This is a genomic window from Streptomyces sp. NPDC005492, from assembly GCF_040605995.1.
In the GTDB taxonomy this organism is placed as follows: domain Bacteria; phylum Actinomycetota; class Actinomycetes; order Streptomycetales; family Streptomycetaceae; genus Streptomyces.
In genome coordinates, this window is sequence record NZ_JBEXDX010000031.1 from 80467 (window position 1) to 107079 (window position 26613).

Genomic DNA, 26613 nt, shown 5'->3' on the forward strand with positions numbered 1-26613 from the left:
CTACGCGTCGAAGCGGGCGGCCTTCAGGTACTGCGGATTGGGGTCGAGTGCGGCCGCCAGCCTGAAGTGCCGCTTGGCCTGGTCGCCGCGTCCCTGCCGCTCGTAGGTGCGGGCGAGCGCGAAGTGCGCGAAGGCGTTGTCCGGCTCCCGCTCCAGGACGATGGTGAACTCCAGCTCGGCGGGGCGCAGTTGTGCGGCGGCGAAGAAGGCACGCGCGCGCAGCAGGCGGGCGGCGGTGTTCTCCGGGTGCGCGTCGATGACGCCGTCGAGCAGCTTCACCGCGCCCCGCGGGTCCCGCGCGGCGAGCAGTTGCTCGGCGGCGCGGAAGTCGATGACATGCGTCTCCGGAGTACGTCCGGTCGTTCCGCTGTTCTCGGGCACGGCAAAGTCCTTCCCTCACTCGCACGTTTCAACGCCCGGAGGGAGGACCGCTATTCCTGAGGTCCGCTATTCCTGGGGTGGCTGCTGGGGCGCGTGCGCCCTGCGCACGAGTTCGGCCCATACGTCCCGTACGCGCCGCTCCAGCGCCTCCAGGGGTACGTCGTTGTCGATGACGATGTCGGCGATGGCAAGCCGCTTCTCGCGCGTCGCCTGGGCGGCCATACGCGCGCGTGCGTCCTCCTCGGTCATGCCGCGCAGCCGTACCAGCCGGTCGAGTTGGGTCTCCGGGCTCGCGTCGACGACGATCACCAGGTCGTACAGCGCGGCGAGGGCGTTCTCGGCGAGAAGCGGTACGTCGTGGACGACCACGGCGTCGTCGGCCGCTTCGGTTTCGAGTTCGCGGGAGCGGCGGCCGACCAGGGGGTGGACGATCGAGTTGAGGACGGCGAGCTTCTCGGGGTCGGCGAAGACGATGGAGCCGAGCTTCGGCCGGTCCAGGCCGCCGTCCGCACCGAGCACGTCCTCGCCGAAGGCCTCGACTACCGCCGCGAGCCCGGGAGTTCCGGGCGCGACGACCTCGCGTGCGATGCGGTCGGCGTCGATCAGCACGGCACCGTGCGCGACGAGCAGCCGCGACACCTCACTCTTGCCGGCGCCGATACCGCCGGTCAGGCCCACCTTCAGCATGAGCCGAAGCTTAGGGCCTGCCGGCTGCGCGGCACCCGGCGACCACTAGTTGTCCCCCTCGCGCTCCGCCAGGAAGCGCTCGAACTCCTGCCCGATCTCGTCCGCCGACGGGATCTCGACCGGCTCGGCGAGCATGTTGCCGCGGCTCTCGGCGCCGGAGGCGGCGTCGTACTGGTGCTCAAGACCCTGGACGAGCGCCACCAGCTCCTCGTCGCCCTCCTGGATCTGGCGGTCGATCTCGGTCTGGGTGCGGTGGGCCTCGGTGCGCAGGGAGTGCGCGATGCCGGGCAGGACCAGCCCGGTGCCCGCCGTGATGGCCTCCAGGACGGTCAGGGCCGCGTCCGGGTACGGAGAGCGGGCGATGTAGTGCGGGACGTGTGCGGCGACGCCCAGCACGTCGTGGCCGGACTCCATGAGGCGGTACTCGACGAGCGCCTCGGCGCTGCCCGGGACCTGCGCCTCCTCGAAGGGGCTGCGGTGGCCCGGGACGAGGTCGTTGCGGTTGCCGTGCGGAGTGACACCCACGGGGCGGGTGTGCGGAACGCCCATCGGGATGCCGTGGAAGTTCACGGACAGGCGGACGCCGAGCCGCTCCACGATCTGCTGGACGGCCGCGGCGAAGCGCTCCCACTCCACGTCCGGCTCGGGGCCGGAGAGCAGCAGGAAGGGGGCTCCGGTGGCGTCCTGGACCAGCCGTACGTCGAGCGTGGGCTCCTCGTACTCGGTCCACCGGTCCCGCTTGAAGGTGAGCAGCGGGCGGCGGGCGCGGTAGTCGACGAGCCGGTCGTGGTCGAAACTGGCCACGAGCTGATGGGGCAGCGTGTCGAGCAGGCGTTCCACGATCTGGTCGCCCGTCTCGCCCGCGTCGATGTATCCGTCGAAGTGGTAGAGCATGACAAGACCGGCCGACTCCTGGGCGAGCGCCACATCGACGACGGCCAGGCCCTTCGGCTCCCATGCGTACAAACCCTGCGGATCAAGCACTGTTACCGCTCCTCCTCGTGTTCGTACTGCACAACGCCCTCCAGGGCATGGGCATTCCCACCCATGCCCCTGATCAGGCGCCTCTTACGGGCTTTTCATGCTCCGCTCCCCCGGGGCACCGGGAGAGCACCCAGGTCACAGCCCCGGTGTCACGAGGACAGCACGCGCGCGTGGAGTGCGGTCACGGCCCTGCGGGCGGAGGTGAACGCGCCGTGTTGCCAGGCGTCCATGTAGCTGAGCCAGTCGCCGGCGAAGTAGACGCGTCCGGTGGGTTCGTTGAGCGGCTTGTAGCGGGCGTCGTCGGGGCCACCCGGGGTGTCGTGCCACGCGGCCTCCAGATGAGGCGTCTGACGCCAGTGGTGGGAGAAGGACGATGCCAGTTCGCTGCGGTACTTCTCGCCGTAGATCTTCACTCCCGCGGCCACCGCCCGCTCCTCGCGCCCCTTCGGGGTGAGCTTCGCGTAGGAGTCCGCGTCGTCGTCGTAGTTGTAGTACCCGATGAGGACGCCCCGCTCACCGTGGAAGCCGTACGAAGGGTGCCAGATATGGGTGACGTCCTGGTCGGTCTCGGTGATACCGCCGTAGATCCGGTGGTCCAGCTCCCACCAGCGGGACTTGTACTCCAGGCCTATCTTGGCGGCGGACGACGGGGTGATGGCCTCCAGGGCGGTCTGCACTCCGGTACCCAGGTTGTGCGGGATCCTGGCGAGGATGTTCGGCGGGAGGGCTCCGACGCAGTAGTCGGCCTCGACCACCTTCGTCCGGCCGCCCTGGGTGTAGGTGACGGAAACACCACTCCCCTTGTCGGTGATTTTCGAGACGACCGCCCCGGTGCGGATGCGATGCGAACCGATTGCCCTGGTGAGGGCCTTGGGGATCTGGTCCATGCCGCCGACCGGCTGGAACATCAGCATGGCCTGGTCGAATTCGAACTCGAAGGAGAAGTACCGGCCGACGGCGCTGGCGAAGGTCTCGGAGGCGGTGGGGATGTCCCCGCGCAGCACGCCCGGGGTTCCCGCGGCGGCCGGCCAGGTGGTGTAGCCGCGGTTCGAGCCGCCCTCGTAGGTCAGCTTGTCGCCGAGTTCGCCCCAGTCCTTGAGGAAGTCGACGAGCCTCTCCTGGTCGGTGGCGGTCAACTCCTTGTCCAGGGCGCCCTTGTCGGTGGCCTTGGCGAGCAACTCGGAGACATAGCCGTAGACATCGGCCTTCGCGGTCCGATATCTCATCGGCTTCGTCATGCCGGTCGACTCGTTGAAGAGGTACGCGTCCGCGTTGACATTGGTGAACACCTCGATGGGGACGCCGAGTTCACGGCAGTAGTCGAGGGTCACCATCCACTGCGGGATCCGCGCGGGACCGCAGTTCATGTAGTGCCCGTCGGCGAAACGGGCGGTCTGCCGGTTGCCGTAGAGGTCGGTCGTCGTGTCGCCGCCGCGCACGGTGAAGTTGCGGCCGCCGGTACGGTCCCTGGCCTCCAGGACCGTACAGTCGTAACCGGCCTTGCCCAATTCGTACGCCGTGGTCAGCCCGGCGATACCGCCGCCGACGATGACGACCTTGGCCGCGGCGCGTCCGGTGAGCGTGAAGTCACCGGCGTTCAGTGCGCGGAAGGGCTGTTCCCGCTGGGCGGCCTGCGCGGTGGGGGCGAGTCCGAGGGCCCCCATGGTGGCGAACATGGTGCCCGCGCCACCGGTGAGGCCCACGTTCCGCAGAAAAGCACGTCGGCTCTGGTTGCTTGCCATGGTCCGGCTCCCCTTTCCGATCATGATTGATCGGGGAAGCCTGCCAACGGCCGGTTACGGCACGACAGTTACGGGTGTATCCCGCACGTTTCTGCAAGTTGGGAAAAGGCTGAGGGGCCGTACCCCGAAAGGTACGGCCCCTCAGTCACGAGCTACTGCTCAGTGATCAGCTCTGGCCGCCGGCCAGCTTCTCACGCAGGGCAGCGAGCGCCTCGTCGGACGCCAGCGCACCGGAGGTGTCCGCACCCTCGGAGGAGTACGAACCGCCGCCGCCGCCACCGGCGGCGGCCGGAGCCGCACCCGGGGTGTCGACACCCTCGGCCGCCGCCTGGGCGTCGGCCTCGCGGGACTTGATGACCTGCGCCTGGTGCTGCTCGAAGCGCTGCTGCGCCTCGGCGTACTGGTGCTCCCACGCCTCCCGCTGGGTCTCGTAGCCCTCGAGCCAGTCGTTGGTCTCGGGGTCGAAGCCCTCGGGGTAGATGTAGTTGCCCTGGTCGTCGTAGGACGCGGCCATGCCGTAGAGCGTCGGGTCGAACTCGACCGAGGCCGGGTCGGCACCGAAGGACTCGTTGGCCTGCTTCAGGGACAGCGAGATCCGGCGACGCTCGAGGTCGATGTCGATGACCTTGACGAAGATCTCGTCGTTGACCTGGACGACCTGCTCCGGGATCTCCACGTGGCGCTCGGCCAGCTCGGAGATGTGCACCAGACCCTCGATGCCCTCGTCCACACGGACGAACGCACCGAACGGAACCAGCTTCGTGACCTTGCCGGGCACGACCTGGCCGATCTGGTGGGTGCGGGCGAACTGCTGCCACGGGTCTTCCTGGGTCGCCTTCAGCGACAGGGAGACGCGCTCGCGGTCCATGTCGACGTCGAGGACCTCGACGGTGACTTCCTGGCCGACCTCGACAACCTCGGAGGGGTGGTCGATGTGCTTCCAGGACAGCTCGGAGACGTGGACCAGACCGTCGACGCCACCCAGGTCCACGAAGGCACCGAAGTTGACGATCGAGGAGACCACACCGGAGCGGACCTGACCCTTCTGGAGGGTCGTGAGGAACGTCTGGCGGACCTCGGACTGGGTCTGCTCCAGCCAGGCACGGCGGGACAGGACCACGTTGTTGCGGTTCTTGTCCAGCTCGATGATCTTGGCCTCGAGCTCCTTGCCCACGTAGGGCTGGAGGTCGCGAACACGGCGCATCTCGACGAGAGAAGCCGGCAGGAAGCCACGGAGGCCGATGTCGAGGATGAGACCACCCTTGACGACCTCGATGACGGTACCGGTGACGATGCCGTCCTCTTCCTTGATCTTCTCGATCGTGCCCCACGCGCGCTCGTACTGTGCGCGCTTCTTCGAGAGGATCAGGCGGCCTTCCTTGTCCTCCTTCTGGAGAACAAGGGCTTCGATCTCGTCGCCGACCTTGACGACCTCGTTCGGGTCGACGTCGTGCTTGATCGAGAGCTCGCGGCTCGGGATGACACCTTCGGTCTTGTAACCGATGTCGAGCAGGACCTCGTCCCGGTCGACCTTCACGATGACGCCGTCGACGATGTCGCCGTCGTTGAAGTACTTGATCGTCTCGTCGATCGCGGCGAGGAAAGCTTCCTCGTTACCGATGTCGTTGACCGCAACCTGCGGGGTGGTGGCGGTGGTCTCGGTGCTGCTCGTCATGTGGGAAAGGGCTCCGGTACGGACATTGAAGTCGTAGGTACTGCTCACGCCGAGAGCCTTTTTCGCTTCGCTCTGCAGAAGGCCGGACAGCCAAGGAAGCGCCGATCCGGAACACCAGGTGTCCGGTGGCGCCTCGAAAACCGAGGGGACATACATACAGATGCGAGCGCAACCTGCTACGTCTGAGGTGCGCAGGCCCGCAGCGCAACTTGTAGCATACGGGGGCGGCCAGGCAGGGTCAATGCGCGAAGGCGCACACCCGGGGCGGATCGCCGCATACCCGGCACAAAACATGTCCCGCGAGGCCACGCATGCCTGACGCACCTCTTCAGTGACGCCGCCAGGACGACCGCACCGTAGAGGTGACGGAAGAGTACGACGAGGGAGCCGATCATCCAAGAGCCCGATACGTCCGAACCGGAAGCCACCCGGCGTGACGCCAACGTCACCGAGAGTTCCCGCGCCAACCGGGGCTGGTGGGACCGGAACGCGGACGACTACCAGGTCGAGCACGGCACGTTCCTCGGCGACGACCGCTTCGTGTGGGGCCCCGAGGGTCTCGACGAGGTCGAGGCGGAGCTCCTCGGCCCGCCCGAGGAGCTGAAGGGCAAGGACGTCCTGGAGATCGGCGCCGGCGCGGCCCAGTGCTCGCGCTGGCTGACCGCCCAGGGCGCCCGTCCGGTCGCCCTGGACCTCTCCCACCGCCAGCTCCAGCACGCGTTGCGGATCGGCGGATCGTTCCCTCTGGTGTGCGCCGACGCGGGCGCGCTGCCCTTCGCGGACAACTCCTTCGACCTGGCCTGCTCGGCGTACGGGGCACTCCCGTTCGTCGCCGACCCGGTGCTGGTGCTGCGCGAGGTGCGCCGGGTGCTGCGGCCGGGCGGCCGGTTCGTCTTCTCGACCACGCACCCGATCCGCTGGGCGTTTCCGGACGAGCCGGGCCCCGAGGGACTGACGGTCTCCGCCTCCTACTTCGACCGCACGCCGTACGTCGAGCAGGACGACGACGGCCGCGCGGTCTACGTGGAACACCACCGGACTCTCGGTGACCGTGTCCGGGACATCGTGGCGGCGGACCTGCGCCTGGTGGACCTGGTCGAGCCGGAGTGGCCGTCCTGGAACACGGCCGAGTGGGGCGGCTGGTCGCCACTGCGCGGCAACCTGATCCCCGGGACGACGATCTTCGTGTGCGAACGCGACTGACGCAGGAGCGGGCACGCACGCGTGGAGGTCGTTCCGGAAGCCGTACGACACTGGGGTCGTGATCCGCTACGACGCCCTTGACGCGCTGCCCGTCCGCAGTGCCCTGCCCGGACTCGACGCCGCTCTGGAGGCGGGCGGTGCCGCGGTGCTCGTCGCGCCGCCCGGCACCGGCAAGACGACGCTGGTGCCGCTCGCGCTGTCCGGGCTGCTCGGACAGGGGTCCGCGCGGCGGGTGGTCGTCGCCGAACCGCGGCGGATCGCGGCGCGGGCGGCGGCCCGGCGGATGGCGTGGCTGCTGGGCGAGAAGGTCGGGGAGAGCGTCGGGTACACCGTGCGCGGGGAGCGGGTCGTCGGACGGCACGCGCGCGTGGAGGTCGTCACGACCGGTGTGCTGCTCCAACGGCTGCAACGGGACCAGGAGTTGACGGGCGTCGACGCCGTTGTCCTGGACGAGTGCCACGAGCGGCATCTGGACGCGGACACCGTGGCGGCCTTCCTGGTCGACGTACGGGAGGCGCTGCGGCCCGAGTTGCGGCTGGTCGCTGCGTCGGCGACCACCGACGCGCAGGGCTGGGCCCGTCTGTTGGGCGGTGCGCCGGTGGTCGAGGCGGAGGGCGTCGCGTACCCGGTGGAGGTCGTGTGGACGCCTCCGACCCGTCCGGTCCGCCCGCCGCACGGGATGCGCGTGGACCCGGCGCTGCTCACGCACGTGGCGTCGACGGTGCGGCGGGCGCTGGCCGAGCGGCACGGGGACGTGCTGTGCTTCCTGCCGGGCGTGGGCGAGATCGCCCGTGTGGCAGGGCAGTTGGGCGACCTCGGTGACGTCGATGTCCTCCAGGTGCACGGGCGGGCACCCGCGGCCGTACAGGACGCGGTGCTGTCCCCGGGAGTACGGCGGCGGGTGGTGCTGGCGACGTCGGTGGCGGAGTCGTCGCTGACGGTTCCCGGTGTACGGCTGGTCGTCGACTCCGGGCTGGCGCGGGAGCCGCGGGTCGATCACGCGCGCGGGCTGAGCGCGCTCGCGACGGTCCGGGCCTCGCAGGCGGCCGGACGGCAGCGGGCGGGACGGGCCGGTCGGGAGGCGCCGGGGGCGGTGTACCGCTGCTGGGCGGAGGCCGAGGACGCTCGTCTGCCGCGTTTCCCGGCGCCGGAGATCAAGGTGGCCGACCTGACGGCGTTCGCCCTCCAGACGGCATGCTGGGGCGATCCTGACGCGTCCGGGCTGGCGTTGCTGGACGCTCCGCCGGGTGGGGCGATGGCTGCGGCGCGGGAGGTTCTGACGGCGGTGGGCGCGGTCGACTCCGTCGGGCGGGCGACCGAGCGCGGGGTGCGGTTGGCTCGGCTGGGGTTGCATCCCCGGCTGGGGCGGGCGTTGTTGGACGCGGGTGCGGCGGGTGCGGAGGTTGTCGCGCTGCTCAGCGAGGAGGCTCCGCGGTCGTACGGGGATGATCTCGCCGGGGCTTTGCGGCTTGCCCGGCGTGGAGGTGACGCCTACGCCGGGCGGTGGCGTGCGGAGGTTCGGCGGCTGCGGTCCGCTGGAGAAGAACTTTCCCACCCGCGCACGCGGGACTCCCTTCCGACGGAAGTGACCGTCAAAAACGACGACGCGCTCGTCGGACTCGTCGCCGCCCTCGCCTATCCCGAACGGGTCGCCAAGGCCGACGGCGGTTCCTATCTGCTCGTCTCCGGTACCCGTGCCGAGGTCGGCGAAGCGAGTGCCCTCCGGGGCGCCCCCTGGATCGCCGTGGCCGTCGCCGACCGGCCGATCGGCAAAGGGCACGCACGCGTGCAGCTCGGCGCCGTCGTCGACGAGGACGTCGCCCGATTCGCGGCCGGGGCGTTGCTCAGCAAGGCGGACGAAGTGCACTGGGCCGGCGGGGACGTCGTGGCCCGGCGCGTCGAGCGGCTCGGGGCCGTCGAGTTGGCGGTGCGGCCGCTCAAGGACGCCGACCCCGTCGCCGTACGGGACGCGCTTGTCGAAGGGCTGCGTCAGGAGGGGTTCGGGCTGCTGCGGTGGTCGGCGGATGCCCAGGTGTTGCGGCAGCGGCTGGCGTTCCTGCGTCTGCGGGTCGGTGAGCCCTGGCCCGACGTGTCCGACGAAGCGCTGCACGCGCGCGTGGAGGAGTGGTTGGAGCCGGAGTTGGGGCGGCCCCGGCGGCGGAGTGATCTGGGGCGGATCGAGGCGGGGCAGGCGATGCGGCGGTTGTTGCCGTGGGCCTCGGGGGACGCGGGGCGGTTGGACGAGTTGGCTCCGGAGCGGTTCTCGGTGCCGAGCGGGTCCAGGGTGCGGATCGACTACGGGAATCCCGAACAGCCCGTGCTCGCCGTGAAGTTGCAGGAGATGTTCGGGCTTCAGGAGTCACCGGAGGTCGCCGGGGTGCCGGTGCTCGTGCATCTGCTGTCCCCCGCCGGGCGGCCTGCCGCCGTGACCGCCGATCTGGCCTCCTTCTGGAAGGACGGTTACCGGGGCGTGCGGGCCGAGTTGCGGGGGCGGTATCCGAAGCATCCGTGGCCCGAGGACCCGGCGACAGCCGAGGCCACGCGGTTCACCAACGCACGGCTCAGGCGGTGACCGGTTCCGGTTCGTGGACCTCGTTGGGGGCGGGGTCCCCGGGACGCCTGCTACGGGCCTCCAGGTAGAGGGAGAGGGCCAGCAGGAGGATGCCTAGGCCCAGGAAGCCCCAGGGGAGGTAGGAGACCATCAGCAGCACGAGGGTGCGGTTGGACTTCACCAGGGCGACGGTGTGCTTGATGTAGTCCTCGCGCATCTTCACGTCGCCGGCGAACGCCGTCACCTTCGCGCGGCCGCCCAGGAGGGTGCCGCCGCGCAGTTCCTCCTTGTGGATCTCCTCGCCGTAGACCGGTGCTCCGGTGACGGGTTCGACCCAGAACCTGCGGACCGTGGTGTACCAGCGGGTGGTGCCCGTCTTGGCGACGGACTCCGGGGTGATGCCCTTGACGGGCATCGTCTTCGGGAAGGGGACCTTGGTCCACGGGATGGTCTGCTCGAAGTAGTAGACCTTGACGCCGCGGAAGTTCTGGGTGCCCTTGTAGTGGATGGGGTTGGTGGTGCGGGTCTGCGCGTCGAAGTACTCGTAGTCCCGTTTCTGGGTCAGGAACGGCCACTTGAACTCGATGCCGTCCCGTTTGACCGGGTCGCCGTCGACCATCTCGCCGGTGGCGTGGACGGGGTCCTGGCTGTGCGCGCCGAAGATGTAGCGCTCGGGGATCGAGGAGACCATCTTGCCGTCGGGGCCCTGGACGTAGGACAGGCCGTCCCAGACGACGACGTCCCGGCCTGCGGTCTTGTCGATCTTCTTGGCGGCTTCGACGTCGCCCTTGAGGGTCTGCACGATGGTGACCTTGGGGACCGTCCTGGCCTTCATGGTGCCGTAGTCGAGGAGGGTGGCGTTCTTCGCCTCCAGGACCATGTCCTGGTACTGGTTCGCCGGGATCTTGGCCAGGCGCGGGAAGGCGTACCACCGGATCAGCGGGGACAGCGCCGTGAAGAACACGGCGAGGGCGAGCAGGATCAGGCTGGCCTTGCGGTGCAACTCGGCCTCCCTCCCAAGCGGTTAAACGCTTGCGCAAACGTTTATGGGTGCGCGGGCACCGTCGTCAACAGCGGTTTCGGGGAGGTCTTCCCCATCGGCGAGCCCAGCGCGGTGATGGTCAGGACCAGCGCGAACGCGAGTACGAGTCCGGTCGCGGCGGCGATCAGGGCACGCATGCCGGCCTCCCGACAGACAGGAACTGATAGGTCGTCAGGTCGGGCACCGTAGCAACGCACGGGCGAGATGAGAACACGTTGCACACGTAGGAGGGCGCCCGCCCGCCGAAGCGGAGGGGCGCCCTCGTCACAGAGTCGCGCGGCGGGACTACGCGCTCGGCGATGCCGACGTCGATGCCGATGCCGATGCCGACGCGCTCGGGTCGGCCGAGGCGCTCGGGCTCGGGGAGGAGGTGGCGGGCGCCGCCGTCACGGTCAGTTCGACCGTGAGGGTCGCGCCGCCCGTCGTGGTGATCTTGAGCAGGAAGGTGCCGGTGGTGTCGTCCGCATACAGCTTCGGCAGCTTCAACAGGCCGTTCGCGTCCGTGGCCAGGCCTGTGAGGGTGCGTACCGTCTTGCCGTCTGCGTCCTTGAAGTAGGGGCCCTTGTCGTTCTCGGTGGCGTCGCCCGCGGCCTTGATGAGGGTCGCGGTGGCCGCGACCTTGTCGGCGACCGCGCCGTTGTAGGTGGCCTTCACCTCTACCTGGTCGGCGAACTCGCCACCCGCGGTGCAGGTCAGCACGGTGGTGCTGGTGCGGGCGAGAGCGTCGGCCACCCGGGGCGTGACGCTGGCCGTGTAGTCGAGAGCGGCGATCGTACGGCCGAGGATGGTGGCGCGGACGGTGAAGTCACCGGTCGTCTCGCCGGCCTGGAGGGCCGGGGCGACGGCCACGCCGGAGCTGTTGGTGACAGCCTTGGCGACCTTCTCGCCGCCGACGAACGTGGCGTCCGTGGTGCCGACGATGGTGAACCGGACGTTGACCTTGGCGACGGCCTTGCCGGCCGAGGTCACGGCGCGGGTGCTGATCTTCTTGCTGAACTGGTCGCCCGCCATCGCGGTCAGCTTCGCCGTGCCCGCGTCCGCCAGCTTGGCCACCGTGTCGGTGGGGGTCGGCGTCGGCGTCGGGGTCGGCGTGGGCGTCGGAGTCGGAGTCGACGGCGTGGAGGGGCTCGGCGACGAGGTCGACGGAGTCGACGACGAGTGCGAAGGCGTGGAACTCGCCCCGGAGTTGTCGTCGCTGCGGCCGGTGGACACGGTGCCGGTGCCGTCCGGGACCGAGTGGGTGCCCTTGCGGTAGTACTCCAGCCACGACAGGACCGTGTTCAGGTAGTCCTGCGAGTTGTTGTAGCTGAGGATCGCGCTGTGCAGGCCCGCGGTGGTCGACAGGTTCCAGTCGTTGCGGCACAGGTAGTGGCCGGCGGCGAGCGCGGCGTCGTAGACGTTGTTGGGGTCCTTGACCCCGTCGCCGTTGCCGTCGCGGCCCGCCCACGCCCAGGTCGTCGGGATGAACTGCATGGGGCCGACGGCCTGGTCGTACTGGCTGTTGCCGTCGTACTGGCCGTTGTCGGTGTCCTTGATGAGCGCGAAGCCGTTGCCGTCGAGCGTGGGGCCCAGGATCTTCGAGGTCGTGGTGCCGTTCGCGTCGACCTGGCCGCCGCGCGCCTGGCCCGACTCGACCTTGCCGATGGCGGCGAGGAGTTGCCAGGGCAGATTGCAGCCGGGCTTCGACCCGGCGAGTTCGGCCTCGGCCTTCCTATAGGCGTCGAGGACGGTCGCGGGGATGCCCGCCTCCGCCTCACCGATCGAGACCGGGGTCCCTATGGTCGGCGGCTGGCTCGAACTCGGGCTGGGGCTGGGGCTGCTGAGCGGCGGGAGGTCCGTGTAGTACGGCGAGTCCCCGGTGGCACTGTGCTCGGTGCTCCCGTCGGGCGTCACCTGGCCGGCGGCGGTCGCTCTGTCGCCGCCGGTCACCGCCGGAGCCTGGGACGCGGACAGTGCCGCGACCGCTGCCGCGGCCACCGCTGTCGTCGCCGCACCCTTGCGCAGCCGCCTGCCGAAATGCGCCGTCATGGAGTGAACCCCTCCCAGGGACGCCCGAGCGCCCATCCTGTCTGTTGCCTCTGCGCCTGTTGTGACGGTCGAGCCACGTCACAGGTTGCCCTCGTGGTGCTTTTCGGATGTTCTGTACGCTTGCTCCGCACTTCCGTCCGACCGCGTCCCCCCTGCGCGGGGACCCAGGCGACCCTACGACAACTTGCTTTGCACGGGCACCCGTTGGTGACCGTTATTCACCGGTTGGCCATATGCCGATGTCTCCTACAGGGAGCCCTGTTGCCGTTCACCTTGAGTCACGCCGCCGCCGTACTGCCCGCCGTGCGCGGCGACGGAAGGGGGCGCGGCCGACTGGTACCGGCGGTGCTGGTGGCGGGCTCCTTCACCCCCGACATGACCTACTACGCGGCGAGCGCGGTCCCCGGGGCGATGGAGTTCGGGAACGCCACGCACTCCTTCCCGGGCGTCTTCACGGTCGACGTCCTCATCGCCTGGACGACGGCCGGCCTGTGGCTGGTACTGCGTGAGCCCCTGGTGGCCCTGCTGCCGCGCGCCCGGCAGGCCCGCACGGCGACCCTGCTGCGCTGCGGCGCCCCACGCGCGCGTGCGACCCCGTCCCTGGCCGCGTGGTGGTACGTCTCCGCGGCCCTCGGCGGGCTGACCCATGTCGTGTGGGACGCGTTCACGCACCACGACCGGTGGGGCGTACGGCTAGTTCCGATCCTCGACCGCACGGTGGCCGGCAGGCCGCTGTTCTCCGCTCTCCAGTACGGCAGTTCGGCGGTCGGCGCGCTGGTGATCACGGTGTTCGTAGTGCGTGCGCTACGACGGGTTCCGGCCGCCGGACCGGTGGGCGTACCGGTGCTGTCGGTATGGGACCGGTGGGCGGCCGGGGTCGTCCTCGGCGGCTGCGCCCTGGTGGCGGCGGCGGAGCGGGCGTCCCACTGGTGGGCCTACTGGGGTTCGACGGCAAGCCTCTGGGACCTGATCCCGACGCTGTGCTTCGGGGCGGGCGCCGGGCTGGTCCTTGGCGTGCTGCTCTACGCCGTGGGCGTCCGCCTATGGCGTCCCGCGGCGGCCGGGGTGCCCGGCGACCCGGACGAGGTCAGCGCGGGGCCGAGCCGTCCGGCGGGGTCGCGATGAACACCGTCACGGTGTGCACGGAGCGTGACCTCGGGAGCCGGGTGAGGACGAGATCCAGGTAGCTGCGGCCCAGGTCCGCCCACAGGCGCCAGACGGGGGTGCCGCTGGGGGCGATGGCCGGCCCCTGTGGGTGTCTGGCCTGTTCTCGGGGGTCTACGTCCGTGTCGTCCCGGCGCGTGAGGCGGCGCCGTAGCCCTGCGGCCGTGTGCTGGACGGCCATGGCGAGGTCGGCGGGGATGCGGGCGGTGCTTGCGCCGGCCGCGAAGGCCGGGACCGGCGGACGGGGCGTGACCTGGGCGGCAGCGGCGTCGGCTGCCCGCACCCGGGTCCGCGCCCGGCCCGACCGGCGATGGAGCATGCGTATACCCATGCCCGCATCCTTACGGTCACCGGCGGCGAGGGGCTCCTTCGCGGGGGCCACGCGGGTGACGGGCCCTCCGGGGGTTGGGCGGGGAGTTTTTGTTGCCGAGGGTGGTGTGCCGGCCGGCTGCAGCGGGGGCTGGTCCAGGTGAGCTCTGTCGAAAAGCTCGCTCGGGATACCCCCCCCCGCCCAACCGCCGGAGGCTAGTGCGCGGCCGATTCCCAGTCCGTGCCCACGCCCACCGAGACGTCGAGAGGTGCTCGGAGGTGTACCGCGCCCGCCATTTCGTGGCGGACGAGTTCTTCCGTGGCCGCTCGCTCGCCGGGGGCGATTTCGAGGACGATTTCGTCGTGGACCTGGAGGAGCATGCGGGACTTGAGGCCGGCCTCGCGCAGGGCGCTGTCCACCTTGAGCATGGCCAGCTTGACGATGTCCGCCGCGGTGCCCTGGATCGGTGCGTTGAGGGCCATCCGCTCGGCGGCCTCACGGCGTTGGCGGTTGTCGCTGTTGAGGTCGGGGAGGTAGCGGCGGCGGCCGAAGAGCGTCGCCGTGTAGCCCGTCGCCCGGGCCTCGTCGACCGCGCGGCGCAGATAGTCCCGTACACCGCCGAAGCGCTCGAAGTACGTGTCCATCAGGACCCGTGCCTCGCCCGCGTCGATGTTCAACTGCTGGGAGAGACCGAAGGCGGACAGACCGTAGGCGAGGCCGTACGACATCGCCTTGATCTTGCGGCGCATCTCCGCGTCCACCGCGGGACCCTCCACGGAGAACACCTGGGAGGCGACCGTGGTGTGCAGGTCCTCGCCCGAGGTGAAGGCCTCCAACAGGCCCTCGTCCTCGGAGAGGTGGGCCATCACGCGCAGCTCGATCTGGCTGTAGTCCGCGGTCATCAGGGACTCGAAGCCCTCGCCCACCACGAAGCCCCGGCGGATTGCCCGGCCCTCGTCCGTGCGGACCGGGATGTTCTGCAGGTTCGGGTCCGTGGAGGAGAGGCGGCCGGTCGCCGCGACCGTCTGGTTGAACGTGGTGTGGATACGGCCGTCCGTCGCGATGGTCTTGATCAGGCCCTCGACGGTGACGCGCAGCTTCGCCTGTTCGCGGTGGCGGAGCATGATGACCGGCAGTTCGTTGTCGGTCTGGTTCGCGAGCCAGGCCAGGGCGTCGGCGTCGGTCGTGTAGCCGGTCTTCGTCTTCTTGGTCCTGGGCAGGCCGAGTTCGCCGAAGAGGACTTCCTGGAGCTGCTTGGGCGAGCCTAGGTTGAACTCGTGTCCGGCCGCCGCGTGCGCCTCCTTCACCGCCTGCTGCACGGCGCCGGCGAACATCTGCTCCATGGCTTCGAGGTGGGCCTTGTCGGCCGCGATGCCGGACCGCTCCAGGCGGGCGAGCAGGATCGAGGTGGGCAGCTCCATGTCACGGAGCAGGTCCGCCGCGCCGACCTCCTGGAGGCGCTCCCCGAAGGCCGTTCCCAGGTCGAGGATCGCGCGGGCCTGCACCATCAGGGCGTCCGCCTCGGCGCCGTCGTCCGCGCCGAAGGCGAGCTGTCCGTCGGCCGTGGCCGCGGGGGCCAGCTCGCGGCCGAGGTACTCCAGGGACAGCGCGTCCAGGTCGAAGGAGCGGCGGCCGGGCTTGACCAGGTAGGCGGCGAGCGCGGTGTCCATGGAGATGCCGGCGATCGTCCAGCCGTGCTCGGCGAAGACCCGCATCGCGCCCTTGGCGTTGTGGAACACCTTGGGGCGGTCGGCGTCGGACAGCCAGGTCGCGAACGCGTTCTCGTCGCTCTCGTCCAGCTCGGCCGGGTCGAACCAGGCGGCCGCTCCCCCGGCGGTGGCGAGCGCGACCTCGGTCACCGAGCCGGTGCCGAGCGCCCAGGTGTCGACGGTGGCGACGCCGAGGGGCTCGGTGCCGTAGTCGGCGAGCCAGCCGGTCAGCTCGCCGGTGCCGAGGACCGCGCCGTCGACCGCCACGCCGCTCGCGGCGGCCGGGGTCGCGTCGGCTTCTTCGGTGCCGGGGTCGACGGCCAGCAGTCGCTCGCGCAGCGAGGGGTTGCGGATCTCCAGGGTGTCCAGAACCATCGCGACGGCCGTGCGGTCGTACGGAGCGCGCTCCAGGTCGACGACGGTCTTCGGCAGCTCGACGTCCTTGACCATCTCGGTCAGCCGGCGGTTGAGCTTGACCGCGTCCAGGTGGTCGCGGAGGTTCTGTCCGGCCTTGCCCTTGACCTCGTCGACGCGCTCGACCAACTCGGCGAACGAACCGAACTGGTTGATCCACTTCGCGGCGGTCTTCTCACCGACGCCGGGGATGCCCGGGAGGTTGTCGGACGGGTCGCCGCGCAGGGCCGCGAAGTCGGGGTACTGGGCGGGCGTCAACCCGTACTTCTCGACGACCTTCTCCGGAGTGAACCGGGTCAGCTCGGAGACGCCCTTCGTCGGGTAGAGCACCGTGGTGTGCTCGGACACGAGCTGGAAGGAGTCGCGGTCGCCGGTGACGATCAGCACGTCGAATCCCTCGGCCTCGGCCTGGGTGGCGAGCGTGGCGATGACGTCGTCGGCCTCGAAGCCGTCGATCGCGAACCGCGACACATGCATCGCGTCGAGCAGCTCGCCGATCAGCTCGACCTGGCCCTTGAACTCGTCCGGGGTCTTGGAGCGGTTCGCCTTGTACTCCGTGAACTCCTCGGAGCGCCAGGTCTTGCGGGACACGTCGAAGGCCACCGCGAAGTGCGTGGGCGCCTCGTCGCGCAGGGTGTTGGCCAGCATCGACGCGAAGCCGTAGATCGCGTTCGTCGGCTGGCCCGTCGCGGTCGTGAAGTTCTCCGCGGGCAGCGCGAAGAACGCGCGGTAGGCCAGCGAGTGCCCGTCCATCAGCATCAGCCGTGGACGGTCTCCGCCGGAGGTCTTGTCGGTCTTCTTCGATGCTGTCTCTGCCACGCCCCCGATCCTGCCACGCCCCACTGACAGTCGGAGTCACGGCCGCGGCGTCGCGGGGGCGCAACCTGTGGCGGCGAACACGCGAGGCGGGGTCGGGGGCGGCGAGGCGGGCGATCGTCGTGGCGCAGGCGGATCCGGCCCGGCCCACCTCGACGGAGACCGGTCCGACCGAGTCCGCCCACCCGCCGCAGCGAAGACCAGGATCGCCGACCCCGCCCACCACAACGAAAACCCGACCGTGCCCCGCCCCTCGCGTGCGATGCCGGACAACTTCTCCCCGGCCCCTGCAGCACCCCACCGAACCAACCGAAGCGATCTCCGCGTTGTCACCCCCGCGTGCGAGGATCGTAGACATAGCTCACAGGTGCCAGCGAAGGAGAGGCCGCGATGGCCACGAAGCCGCCCAAGGGTGATCCGGTCCAGGACTCGCCGCAGGTCACCGAGCCGAAGCACGCTGCCGCAGGGCTGCCGGCGATCGGGCACACGCTGCGTATCGCCCAGCAGCAGATGGGTGTGAAGCGCACCGCGCTGACGCTGCTGCGGGTCAATCAGAAGGACGGGTTCGACTGCCCGGGCTGTGCCTGGCCGGAGCCGGATCACCGGCACGCGGCGGAGTTCTGTGAGAACGGCGCGAAGGCGGTCGCCGAGGAGGCCACCCTGCGCCGGGTCACCCCGGCGTTCTTCGCGGCCCATCCGGTGGCCGATCTCGCGACGCGCAGCGGGTACTGGCTGGGACAGCAGGGGCGGCTGACGCATCCCATGTATCTCCCCGAAGGGGGCGAGCGGTACGAACCGGTCACCTGGGAGCGGGCGTTCGACATCGTCGCCGAGGAACTCGCCGCCCTCGGCTCCCCGGACGAGGCCCTCTTCTACACGTCCGGCCGGACCAGCAACGAGGCCGCGTTCCTGTACCAGTTGTTCGCGCGGGAGCTGGGCACCAACAACCTGCCGGACTGCTCGAACATGTGCCACGAGTCGTCGGGGTCGGCGCTGAACGAGACGATCGGCATCGGCAAGGGCAGCGTCCTCCTGGAGGACCTCTACCAGGCCGACCTGATCGTCGTCGCCGGACAGAACCCGGGCACCAACCACCCGCGCATGCTCTCCGCCCTGGAGAAGGCCAAGGCCAACGGCGCGAAGATCATCAGCGTCAACCCGCTGCCCGAGGCGGGCCTGGAGAAGTTCAAGAACCCGCAGACCCCGCAGGGCATGCTCAGGGGCGCCGCCCTCACCGACCTGTTCCTGCAGATCCGCATCGGCGGCGACCAGGCCCTCTTCCGCCTCCTCAACAGACTCATCCTGGAGACGGAGGGAGCCGTCGACCAGACCTTCGTCGACGAACACACCCACGGCTACGAGGAGTTCGCCGAGGCCGCGCGTGCCGCCGACTGGGACGAGACGCTCCTGGCGACCGGGCTGACCCGCCCGGAGATCGAGAAAGCCCTGGCGATGGTGCTCGCCTCGGAGCGCACCATCGTCTGCTGGGCGATGGGCCTCACCCAGCACAAGCACGCCGTCCCGACCATCCGCGAGGTCGTCAACTTCCTTCTGCTGCGCGGCAACATCGGCCGCCCCGGCGCGGGCGTGTGCCCGGTGCGCGGCCACAGCAACGTGCAGGGCGACCGCACCATGGGCATCTTCGAGCGCCCCGCGCCCGCCTTCCTGGACGCCCTGGAGAAGGAGTTCGGCTTCGCCCCGCCGCGCGAGCACGGCTACGACGTGGTCGCCGCGATCCGCGCACTGCGCGACGGCGACGCGAAGGTGTTCTTCGCGATGGGCGGCAACTTCGTGTCCGCCTCCCCCGACACCGAGGTCACCGAGGCCGCCATGCGGCGCGCCAGGCTCACCGTGCACGTGTCGACGAAGCTCAACCGCTCGCACACGGTCACGGGCGCGCGTGCCCTGATTCTGCCCACCCTGGGCCGGACGGAGCGCGATCTCCAGGTCTGCCCGGACGGGAAAAGCACAGAGCAGTTCGTGACCGTCGAGGACTCCATGGGCATGGTGCACGCCTCGCACGGCCGCCTGGAGCCCGCGAGCACCCATCTGCTGTCCGAGCCGGCCATCGTGTGCCGCCTCGCCCGCCGTGTCCTCGGCGAGGAATCCCGCACGCCCTGGGAGGAGTTCGAGAAGGACTACGCGACGATCCGCGACCGCATCGCGCGCGTGGTCCCCGGCTTCGAGGACTTCAACGCGCGTGTCGCGCACCCCGGGGGCTTCGCCCTCCCGCACGCCCCGCGCGACGAGCGCCGCTTCCCGACCACCACCGGCAAGGCCAACTTCACCGCCGCGCCGATCGAGTACCCCGAACTGCCGGACGGGCGGCTGCTGTTGCAGACGCTGCGCTCGCACGACCAGTACAACACCACGATCTACGGCCTGGACGACCGCTACCGGGGCATCAGGAACGGCCGCCGGGTGGTGCTGGTGCACCCCGAGGACGCCCGCACGCTCGGCGTCGCCGACGGGTCGTACGTCGACCTGGTCGGCGAGTGGAAGGACGGCGTGGAGCGGCGGGCGCCCGGTTTCCGCGTCGTGCACTATCCGACCGCACGGGGCTGCGCCGCCGCCTACTACCCCGAGACCAACGTCCTGGTCCCGCTGGACGCCACCGCGGACACCAGCAACACCCCGGCCAGCAAGTCCGTCGTCGTACGTCTGGAACAATCGGCCACCGACTGAGCGTTTGCTCAGCCGTCAGGTCCCCCCAGTCAGGCGTACGACGAACGGAGCCGGCCCCATGGGCGAGCAGCAACAAGGGAAGTTCCCGCAGGACGTCATCGACGAGTACTCGGCTCTCGGCATCGACCTGGTGGCCCTGTTCTCGGCGGGGCACCTCGGCACCCGGATGGGCGTGGAGATCGTGGAGGCGTCCGCCGAGCGCGTCGTCGGCACCATGCCGGTCGAGGGGAACACCCAGCCCTACGGACTGCTGCACGGCGGCGCGTCCGCCGTACTGGCCGAGACCCTGGGCTCGCTGGGGTCCATGCTGCACGGCGGCAGCACGAAGATCGCCGTCGGCGTCGACCTGAACTGCACCCACCACCGCGGCGCCCGCTCCGGCCTGGTGACCGGCGTGGCCACCCCCGTGCACCGGGGCCGGTCGACGGCGACGTACGAGATCGTGATCAGTGACGAGGACGGGCGGCGCGTGTGCTCCGCGCGGCTGACCTGTCTGCTGCGGGACGTGCGGCCCGGCGACGGAATCCCCGCGGCCGTCGCGAGCTGATACCGGCCGATCCGGGGCGGGGGCCGCACCCCCGTCTTCCCCGCCCCTGTCCACTCCCCTACCGTTTTCCCATGAGGCTGTCGGCATGAGCGGTATCGGGCCCGTCGAATCCGTCGACTCCCCCGAGGCGGACGGGAGTTACGAAGTCATCGGTGGCGACCAGCCCCGCCTGACAGACCGTTGGCACACCCTGTCGCCGCGCGCCCGCAGGGCCGCGCTCGCGGCGGGCACGGCCGCCGCCGTGGCCGCCGGAGCCGTCCTCCTGCCGACCGCCCACCGGCACGGCGCCCCGGCCCCGGTCGTGCCCTGGCCGGCGAACGTCACCGCATGGCGTTACACCGGACTCGCCCAGACCACCGACTCCCCCACCACGACCGGTTTCTTCCGCTTCGCGGTGACCGTGGACAGCGGACCCTCCGTCGCCATCCGCGTCACCGGCGCGGCCTTCGACGGACTCGACGCCCAGGCCGTACCGGAACCGTCCTTCACCGTCCGCCCCGGCGTGACCCACCGCGTCACCGTGCAGATATCGGTTTCCGACTGTTCGGGACTGCCGCTGAATGCGGACCTCGCCTTTCTGGACGTAACGCTGCGTAACACGCGCGCAATACAACGCCACAGTTTCATCTTCGGCAGCGCCTACTCCAAGGACCTTTCCCGGCTCCTCCACAGGGCCTGTGACACGACAAACGCCAGGCCAGGCCCACGGCCAAGCGGAAGTGCAGGTTCTCAAAATGTGGACCCCGGCTGAATTCCGCCAAACCGGCCGAGACCCACCCTCCACGAAGCCCGCCAACCGACACGTCATAACAAGAAAGTCACAAGCCAGCTCACGACGATGCCCATGCCCACAGACCGGGCTTAGAGTCACGGCCAGTCACCGCTCCATCGGGAGTTGGGTACCAGCGCAGCACCTTGCCGCTCCAAACGGGGGCGACTGTGCCTGCGGAAAGGACTGATTGTGCGACAGCGTTCTTTGGTGATACTGACCTCCGTTCTCACGACCGGAGCTCTGACCCTCACCGCGTGCGGCTCCCGGGACAGCGGCAGCAAGAGCGACAGCGGGTCGACCACCCTGACCATCGGTGTCGACGCCCCGCTGTCCGGTGAGAACTCCACCACCGGTCTCGGCATCCAGTACGGCGTCCAGATCGCCGTCGACGACGCCAACAAGAACAACTGGGTCCCCGGCGTCAAGTTCAAGGTCAAGGCCCTGGACGACAAGGCCCAGCCCGCCACCGGCCAGTCCAACGCCACCGCCTTCACCGGCGACACCAACGTGGTCGGCGCCGTCGGCCCGCTGAACTCCGGCGTCGCCCAGTCGATGCAGCAGGTGTTCGCCTCGGCCAACATGGTCGAGATCTCGCCCTCGAACACCAACCCCGCCCTGACCCAGGGCAAGAACTGGGCGACCACCAAGACGCGGCCGTACAAGACGTACTTCCGCACCGCCACCACCGACGCCCTCCAGGGTGCGTTCGCCGCCGACTACGCGTACAACGGCCTCAAGAAGAAGAAGGCCTTCGTCGTCGACGACAAGCAGACCTACGGCGCCGGCCTGGCCGGGATCTTCAACAGCGCCTTCAAGAAGCTCGGCGGCTCCATCGCGGGCACCGACCACGTCAACACCGGCGACACGGACTTCAGCTCCCTCGTCACCAAGATCAAGAACTCCGGCGCCGACCTGCTCTACTACGGCGGCCAGTACGACGAGTCGGAGAAGATCACCAAGCAGCTCAAGGGCGCCGGCGTCAAGATCCCGCTGTTCGGCGGTGACGGCATGTTCGCCACCACCTACATCCAGACCGCCGGCAAGGCCGCCGAAGGCGACCTCGCCACCTCCGTCGGTGTCCCCGCCGACACCCTGCCCGCCGCCAAGCAGTTCATCGCGACCTACAAGGCCAAGGGCTACAAGGGTGACTACGGCGCCTACGGTGCCTACGCCTACGACGCCGCCACCGCCATCATCAAGGCCGTGAAGGCCGTCAAGGACGGCAACAGCGACAAGCTGCCCTCCGGCAACGACCTCCGCTCCAAGGTCGTCGACGCCGTACAGAAGTCCGACTTCGAAGGCATCTCCGGCAAGGTCGCCTTCGACCAGTACGGCGACACCACGAACAAGCAGCTCACCGTCTACCAGGTCACCAACGGTGCCTGGAAGGCCGTGAAGACCGGCACCTTCAACGGAAGCTGATCTTCAGCTCCAGCACCACCGCACCACGGGCCGCGCGGAAGGAGGATCCCGACCGCGCGGCCCGTTGTCACACCCCCTCACCCCAGGCACGCGATCTGTGCACACGACCACCAGCGACAATGGAGGCCACGCGGTGAACACCCTGCCGCAGCAGCTGGCCAACGGGCTGCTCCTAGGCTCGATGTACGGGCTGATCGCCATCGGCTACACGATGGTGTACGGCATCGTCCAGCTCATCAACTTCGCGCACGGCGAGATCTTCATGACCGGGGCCTTCGGCGCCCTCACGGTCTACGCCTACATCCTGCCCGACGGCACCTCGATGGTGGTCGCCGTACCACTCATGCTGATCGGCGGCGGAATCGTCTCCGTCCTCGTCGCGGTAGGGGCCGAACGATTCGCCTACCGCCCCCTGCGGCAAGCACCACGGCTGGCCCCCCTCATCACCGCCATCGGCCTCTCCCTGTCCCTCCAGGAAGTCGTCCGGAACTTCTACCCGGGCGCCGACAAGGACCGCTCCTTCCCCAGCCTCGACGGCACCCACGACCTGGGCTCGGTCACGATCACCGACGCCGACATCTTCCTGGTCATCGCCGCCGTCGTCTGCATGTCCGGCCTCGCCTGGTTCGTCCGCAAGAGCCGCACCGGCCGCGCCATGCAGGCCACCGCCCAGGACCCGGACACCTCCCAGCTCATGGGCATCGACACCAACCGCATCATCGTCATCGCGTTCGCCATCGGCGGCTTCTTCGCCGCCGTGGCAGCCGTCTCCTACGGCCTCAAGTACGGCAACATCGGCTACCGCATGGGCTTCCTGATGGGCCTCAAGGCCTTCACCGCGGCCGTCATGGGCGGCATCGGCAACATCTACGGCGCCATGCTCGGCGGAGTCGTCCTCGGCGTCGCCGAAACCCTCGCCTCCGCCTACATCAACCACATCCCCGGCATGCAGCAGCTCGGCGGATCCGGCTGGGCCAACGTCTGGGCCTTCTGTCTCCTCATCCTCGTACTGCTGTTCAGGCCACAGGGCCTGCTCGGCGAACGCGTCGCGGACAGGGCGTGATCACATGACCGAGACGACCAAGACCCCGGACACCCCGCCCACCGACGCCACACCGGCACCGGCGACACAGCGGGGCATCATCCCGTTGCCCCTCGCGGCGGCCCGCGCCCTGCTCCTCGTCGGCGGCATCGCCACCACCGCCTCCACGTTCCTGCGCTGGACCTGGACCTCCGACTTCCCCGGCGACCTCACCCTCAACGGCAACCCCGGCGGCCTCCAGGTCCTCACCCTCGTGGCCGGCCTCATCACCGTCCTCTTCGCCCTCTCCACCTACGGCGTCCGAGGACTCCGCTGGCTCCTGCCCGCCCGCAACAACGCACCCCTCGTCCTCACCGCCCTCGGCGGCTTCGCCGTCACCTGGTACACGGTCATCTCGATCGCGGCCGAACTCGGCGGCATCGTCAACTGGGAACCCGGCACCTACATCGCCGCCGTCGCCTCCCTGCTCCCCGTCATCGGCGCTCTCGCCCTCCCGCAGGCCGCCACCGACAGCACCAAGGAAGCACTCAAGGCGTACATCGCCAAGGCCGACCGCATCCCGGCCCCCCAGGCCACCGCACCCTGGATACAGCGACTGGTCATCACGATCGTCGTCGCCCTCGCCCTCACCGTCTTCGCCTACGGCATCGACGCCGAGGACGAACTCTTCGTCGGCTTCCTCATCGTCGTCGTCTTCACCGCCTGGGCGTTGCAGACCGCCGGTCTCTTCGACCGCTTCAGCCACCTCACCGCCAACAACCGCAGCTTCGCCCTCGCCATGGGCTTCGTCGCCGCGATCGCCTTCCCCTTCACCCAGACCAACGACCACTACGCCAACCTCGGCGTCAACATCCTGATCTTCGGCACCGTCGCCCTCGGCCTCAACATCGTCGTCGGCCTCGCCGGACTCCTCGACCTCGGCTACGTCGCCTTCCTCGGCGTCGGCGCCTACACCGCGGCCCTGGTCTCCGGCTCCGAGTTCTCCAAGTTCTCCGGCGTCCAGTTCCCCTTCTGGGCCGCAGCCCTCACCGGCGCCGCCGCCAGCCTGGTCTTCGGCGTCCTCATCGGCGCCCCCACCCTGCGCCTGCGCGGCGACTACCTCGCCATCGTGACCCTCGGCTTCGGAGAGATCTTCCGCATCGCCGTCAACAACATGGACGGCGTCTCCGGCCCCGACATCACCAACGGCCCCAACGGCATCCCGTCCATCCCCGACCTGTCGTTCTTCGGCTTCAACTTCGGTGACAGCCACGACATCGGCTCATTCACCATCGGCCGGTTCGCCAACTACTACCTGCTCATGGTCCTGATCATGGCGCTCGTCATCACGATCTACCGCCGCGCCTCCGACTCGCGTATCGGCCGCTCCTGGATCGCCATCCGCGAGGACGAGACCGCCGCCACCGCCATGGGCATCAACGGCTTCCGCGTCAAGCTCATCGCCTTCGCCCTCGGCGCCACCCTCGCCGGCCTCGCCGGCACGGTCAGCGCGCACGTCACCTACAGCGTCGTGCCCAACCCGTACCAGTTCGCCGGAGCGGCCCCGCCCAACTCCGCGTTCCTGCTGGCCGCCGTAGTCCTCGGCGGCATGGGCACCGTCTCCGGACCCTTCCTCGGCGCGGCCCTGCTCTACCTGCTCCCGGAGAAGCTCGTCGCCCTCCAGGACAAGTCGCTCCTCGCCTTCGGCATCGCGCTCATCCTCCTGATGCGCTTCCGCCCCGAAGGCATCATCCCCAACCGCCGACGCCAGCTCGAATTCCACGAGACCGGCCAACTCGACGTACCGGAAACCACGACCCTGACCGAACCCGCCATCACCAAGGCAGGGGCGTAGAGAGCCATGACGACACCTGTACTCGAAGCCCGTGACGTCACCATGCGCTTCGGCGGCCTCACCGCCGTCCGCTCCGTCGACTTCACCGTCAACGCCGGCGAGATCGTAGGCCTCATCGGCCCCAACGGCGCCGGCAAGACCACCTTCTTCAACTGCCTCACCGGCCTCTACGTCCCTACCGAGGGCACGGTCTCCTACCAGGGCACGGTGCTCCCGCCCAAGCCCCACCTGGTGACCAAGGCCGGCATCGCCCGCACCTTCCAGAACATCCGCCTGTTCGCCAACATGACGGTCCTGGAAAACGTCCTCGTCGGCCGTCACACCCGCACCAAGGAGGGCCTCTGGTCCGCCCTCCTGCGCGGCCCCGGCTTCAAGAAGGCGGAAAAGGCGAGCGAGGAACGCGCCATGGAACTCCTGGAGTTCATCGGCCTCGCCCACAAGCGCGACCACCTCGCCAGGAACCTCCCCTACGGCGAACAGCGCAAGCTGGAGATCGCGCGGGCGCTGGCCTCCGAACCCGGCCTCCTGCTCCTGGACGAGCCGACGGCCGGCATGAACCCCCAAGAGACGCGGGCGACCGAGGAGTTGGTCTTCGCCATCCGCGACAAGGGCATCGCCGTCCTCGTCATCGAGCACGACATGCGCTTCATCTTCAACCTCTGCGACCGCGTCGCCGTCCTCGTCCAGGGCGAGAAACTCGTCGAGGGCACCTCCGAGGTCGTCCAGGCCGACGAGCGCGTCGTCGCCGCCTACCTGGGCGAACCGTTCGAGGCCGACTCCACGGCAGCACCGGCCGACACGGAGAGCACGACCAGCACCAAGGGAGAAGCCCAGTGACCGCACTACTGGAGGTCGAGGACCTCAGGGTCGCCTACGGCAAGATCGAGGCCGTCAAGGGCATCTCCTTCAGCGTGGAAGCCGGCCAGGTCGTCACTCTGATCGGCACGAACGGCGCCGGCAAGACGACGACACTTCGCACGCTCTCCGGCCTCCTCCAGCCCGCCTCGGGGAAGATCACCTTCGACGGCAAGCCGCTGAAGAACGTCCCCGCCCACAAGATCGTCGCCCTCGGACTGGCCCACTCCCCCGAAGGCCGGCACATCTTCCCCCGCCTCACCATCGCCGAGAACCTCCAACTCGGCGCCTTCCTCCGCAAGGACAAGGAAGGCATCGAGAAGGACATCCAGCGCGCCTACGACCTCTTCCCGATCCTCGGCGAACGTCAGAAGCAGGCCGCGGGAACCCTCTCGGGCGGTGAGCAGCAGATGCTGGCGATGGGCCGCGCCCTGATGTCCCAGCCGAAACTGCTGATGCTCGACGAACCCTCCATGGGCCTCTCGCCGATCATGATGCAGAAGATCATGGCGACGATCGTCGAACTGAAGGCATCGGGCACGACGATCCTCCTCGTCGAACAGAACGCCCAGGCGGCCCTCTCCCTCGCCGACCAGGGCCACGTCATGGAGATCGGCAACATCGTCCTCTCCGGCACGGGCGAGGACCTCCTGCACGACGAGTCGGTACGCAAGGCGTACCTGGGCGAGGACTGAGCCCTTCGCTCCGTCCCTCTCCTACGACGAGGCCCGCGCCCCCGGATCCGGGGGC

General features: G+C 69.5%; 21 protein-coding genes. 11 read left to right on the plus strand and 10 right to left on the minus strand.

Annotated features, from left to right (window positions below):
- From ABZT04_RS32235 to rpsA, 5 genes are all read right to left on the minus strand, one after another.
- Complete coding sequence (locus ABZT04_RS32235) at positions 1-381, minus strand: tetratricopeptide repeat protein (protein ID WP_356060498.1); 381 nt, start codon at positions 379-381, stop codon at positions 1-3.
- A 66-nt stretch (positions 382-447) separates the two neighbouring features.
- The gene (gene coaE, locus ABZT04_RS32240; protein ID WP_356060499.1) at positions 448-1068 is read right to left on the minus strand and encodes a dephospho-CoA kinase; all 621 of its coding nucleotides are present in this window, start codon (positions 1066-1068) and stop codon (positions 448-450) included.
- A 45-nt stretch (positions 1069-1113) separates the two neighbouring features.
- On the minus strand, positions 1114-2052 hold the full coding sequence (locus ABZT04_RS32245; protein WP_356060500.1) for a PAC2 family protein: 939 nt from the start codon (positions 2050-2052) through the stop codon (positions 1114-1116).
- A 149-nt stretch (positions 2053-2201) separates the two neighbouring features.
- A complete protein-coding gene (locus ABZT04_RS32250; protein WP_356060518.1) occupies positions 2202-3728 on the minus strand; it encodes a flavin monoamine oxidase family protein in 1527 nt (508 codons plus the stop codon).
- Between the two features lie 232 nt (positions 3729-3960).
- The gene (rpsA, locus tag ABZT04_RS32255; RefSeq protein ID WP_356060501.1) at positions 3961-5469 is read right to left on the minus strand and encodes a 30S ribosomal protein S1; all 1509 of its coding nucleotides are present in this window, start codon (positions 5467-5469) and stop codon (positions 3961-3963) included.
- Between the two features lie 393 nt (positions 5470-5862).
- Here rpsA and ABZT04_RS32260 point away from each other — a divergent pair, with 393 nt between their 5' ends.
- Together ABZT04_RS32260 and hrpB are read left to right on the plus strand one after the other, a co-directional pair.
- Positions 5863-6672 carry a class I SAM-dependent methyltransferase gene (locus ABZT04_RS32260; protein ID WP_356060519.1) on the plus strand — a complete coding sequence of 270 codons (810 nt, stop codon included), beginning with the start codon at positions 5863-5865 and terminating at the stop codon, positions 6670-6672.
- A gap of 58 nt (positions 6673-6730) precedes the next feature.
- Positions 6731-9244, plus strand: a complete 2514-nt coding sequence (gene hrpB / locus ABZT04_RS32265; protein WP_356060502.1) for an ATP-dependent helicase HrpB — start codon at positions 6731-6733, stop codon at positions 9242-9244.
- Here hrpB and ABZT04_RS32270 read toward each other — a convergent pair.
- From ABZT04_RS32270 to ABZT04_RS32280, 3 genes are all read right to left on the minus strand, one after another.
- Entirely contained in the window at positions 9234-10226 is a 993-nt protein-coding gene (locus ABZT04_RS32270; protein WP_356060503.1) for a DUF3068 domain-containing protein, read from the minus strand. The two genes, hrpB and ABZT04_RS32270, sit on opposite strands and share 11 nt — an antisense overlap.
- 41 nt (positions 10227-10267) lie before the next feature.
- Positions 10268-10402, minus strand: a complete 135-nt coding sequence (locus ABZT04_RS32275; RefSeq protein ID WP_356060504.1) for an SPW_0924 family protein — start codon at positions 10400-10402, stop codon at positions 10268-10270.
- Between the two features lie 148 nt (positions 10403-10550).
- Entirely contained in the window at positions 10551-12293 is a 1743-nt protein-coding gene (locus tag ABZT04_RS32280) for a lytic transglycosylase domain-containing protein (protein ID WP_356060505.1), read from the minus strand.
- 261 nt (positions 12294-12554) lie between these two features.
- Between ABZT04_RS32280 and ABZT04_RS32285 the strand changes: the two genes are divergently transcribed.
- The gene (locus ABZT04_RS32285; RefSeq protein ID WP_356060506.1) at positions 12555-13418 is read left to right on the plus strand and encodes a DUF4184 family protein; all 864 of its coding nucleotides are present in this window, start codon (positions 12555-12557) and stop codon (positions 13416-13418) included.
- On the opposite strand, the gene ABZT04_RS32290 is transcribed toward ABZT04_RS32285, so the two are convergent.
- On the minus strand, positions 13381-13788 hold the full coding sequence (locus tag ABZT04_RS32290; protein ID WP_356060507.1) for a hypothetical protein: 408 nt from the start codon (positions 13786-13788) through the stop codon (positions 13381-13383). The two genes, ABZT04_RS32285 and ABZT04_RS32290, sit on opposite strands and share 38 nt — an antisense overlap.
- A gap of 194 nt (positions 13789-13982) precedes the next feature.
- On the minus strand, positions 13983-16709 hold the full coding sequence (gene polA / locus ABZT04_RS32295; protein WP_356060508.1) for a DNA polymerase I: 2727 nt from the start codon (positions 16707-16709) through the stop codon (positions 13983-13985).
- 387 nt (positions 16710-17096) lie between these two features.
- Between polA and ABZT04_RS32300 the strand changes: the two genes are divergently transcribed.
- The 8 genes from ABZT04_RS32300 to ABZT04_RS32335 all read left to right on the plus strand — a co-directional run bounded on the left by ABZT04_RS32300 (position 17097) and on the right by ABZT04_RS32335 (position 26558).
- Positions 17097-19391 (plus strand): FdhF/YdeP family oxidoreductase, encoded by a 2295-nt coding sequence (locus ABZT04_RS32300; RefSeq protein WP_356060509.1) that lies wholly within the window; start codon positions 17097-17099, stop codon positions 19389-19391.
- A gap of 58 nt (positions 19392-19449) precedes the next feature.
- Positions 19450-19938 (plus strand): hotdog fold thioesterase, encoded by a 489-nt coding sequence (locus ABZT04_RS32305; RefSeq protein ID WP_356060510.1) that lies wholly within the window; start codon positions 19450-19452, stop codon positions 19936-19938.
- An 85-nt stretch (positions 19939-20023) separates the two neighbouring features.
- Positions 20024-20689, plus strand: coding sequence for a hypothetical protein (locus ABZT04_RS32310; protein ID WP_356060511.1), 666 nt, complete (start codon positions 20024-20026; stop codon positions 20687-20689).
- A gap of 225 nt (positions 20690-20914) precedes the next feature.
- Complete coding sequence (locus ABZT04_RS32315; RefSeq protein WP_356060520.1) at positions 20915-22132, plus strand: branched-chain amino acid ABC transporter substrate-binding protein; 1218 nt, start codon at positions 20915-20917, stop codon at positions 22130-22132.
- Between the two features lie 133 nt (positions 22133-22265).
- Positions 22266-23195, plus strand: a complete 930-nt coding sequence (locus ABZT04_RS32320) for a branched-chain amino acid ABC transporter permease (protein WP_356060512.1) — start codon at positions 22266-22268, stop codon at positions 23193-23195.
- A 4-nt stretch (positions 23196-23199) separates the two neighbouring features.
- Entirely contained in the window at positions 23200-25008 is a 1809-nt protein-coding gene (locus tag ABZT04_RS32325) for a branched-chain amino acid ABC transporter permease (RefSeq protein ID WP_356060513.1), read from the plus strand.
- A 6-nt stretch (positions 25009-25014) separates the two neighbouring features.
- Entirely contained in the window at positions 25015-25845 is an 831-nt protein-coding gene (locus ABZT04_RS32330) for an ABC transporter ATP-binding protein (protein WP_356060514.1), read from the plus strand.
- Complete coding sequence (locus ABZT04_RS32335) at positions 25842-26558, plus strand: ABC transporter ATP-binding protein (RefSeq protein WP_356060515.1); 717 nt, start codon at positions 25842-25844, stop codon at positions 26556-26558. Before ABZT04_RS32330 ends, ABZT04_RS32335 begins: the two co-directional genes overlap by 4 nt.
- Positions 26559-26613: the final 55 nt, after the last annotated feature.

What these genes read in the sequence shown, in the direction of transcription:
- ABZT04_RS32310 (WP_356060511.1), top strand. Translation starts at nt 20,024, where the DNA reads ATGAGCGGTATCGGGCCCGTCGAATCCGTCGACTCCCCCGAGGCGGAC.
- ABZT04_RS32305 (WP_356060510.1), top strand. Translation starts at nt 19,450, where the DNA reads ATGGGCGAGCAGCAACAAGGGAAGTTCCCGCAGGACGTCATCGACGAG.
- ABZT04_RS32325 (WP_356060513.1), top strand. Translation starts at nt 23,200, where the DNA reads ATGACCGAGACGACCAAGACCCCGGACACCCCGCCCACCGACGCCACA.
- ABZT04_RS32280 (WP_356060505.1), bottom strand. Translation starts at nt 12,293, where the DNA reads ATGACGGCGCATTTCGGCAGGCGGCTGCGCAAGGGTGCGGCGACGACA.
- rpsA (WP_356060501.1), bottom strand. Translation starts at nt 5,469, where the DNA reads ATGACGAGCAGCACCGAGACCACCGCCACCACCCCGCAGGTTGCGGTC.
- ABZT04_RS32300 (WP_356060509.1), top strand. Translation starts at nt 17,097, where the DNA reads ATGGCCACGAAGCCGCCCAAGGGTGATCCGGTCCAGGACTCGCCGCAG.
- ABZT04_RS32290 (WP_356060507.1), bottom strand. Translation starts at nt 13,788, where the DNA reads ATGGGTATACGCATGCTCCATCGCCGGTCGGGCCGGGCGCGGACCCGG.
- coaE (WP_356060499.1), bottom strand. Translation starts at nt 1,068, where the DNA reads ATGCTGAAGGTGGGCCTGACCGGCGGTATCGGCGCCGGCAAGAGTGAG.
- ABZT04_RS32275 (WP_356060504.1), bottom strand. Translation starts at nt 10,402, where the DNA reads ATGCGTGCCCTGATCGCCGCCGCGACCGGACTCGTACTCGCGTTCGCG.
- ABZT04_RS32250 (WP_356060518.1), bottom strand. Translation starts at nt 3,728, where the DNA reads ATGTTCGCCACCATGGGGGCCCTCGGACTCGCCCCCACCGCGCAGGCC.
- ABZT04_RS32330 (WP_356060514.1), top strand. Translation starts at nt 25,015, where the DNA reads ATGACGACACCTGTACTCGAAGCCCGTGACGTCACCATGCGCTTCGGC.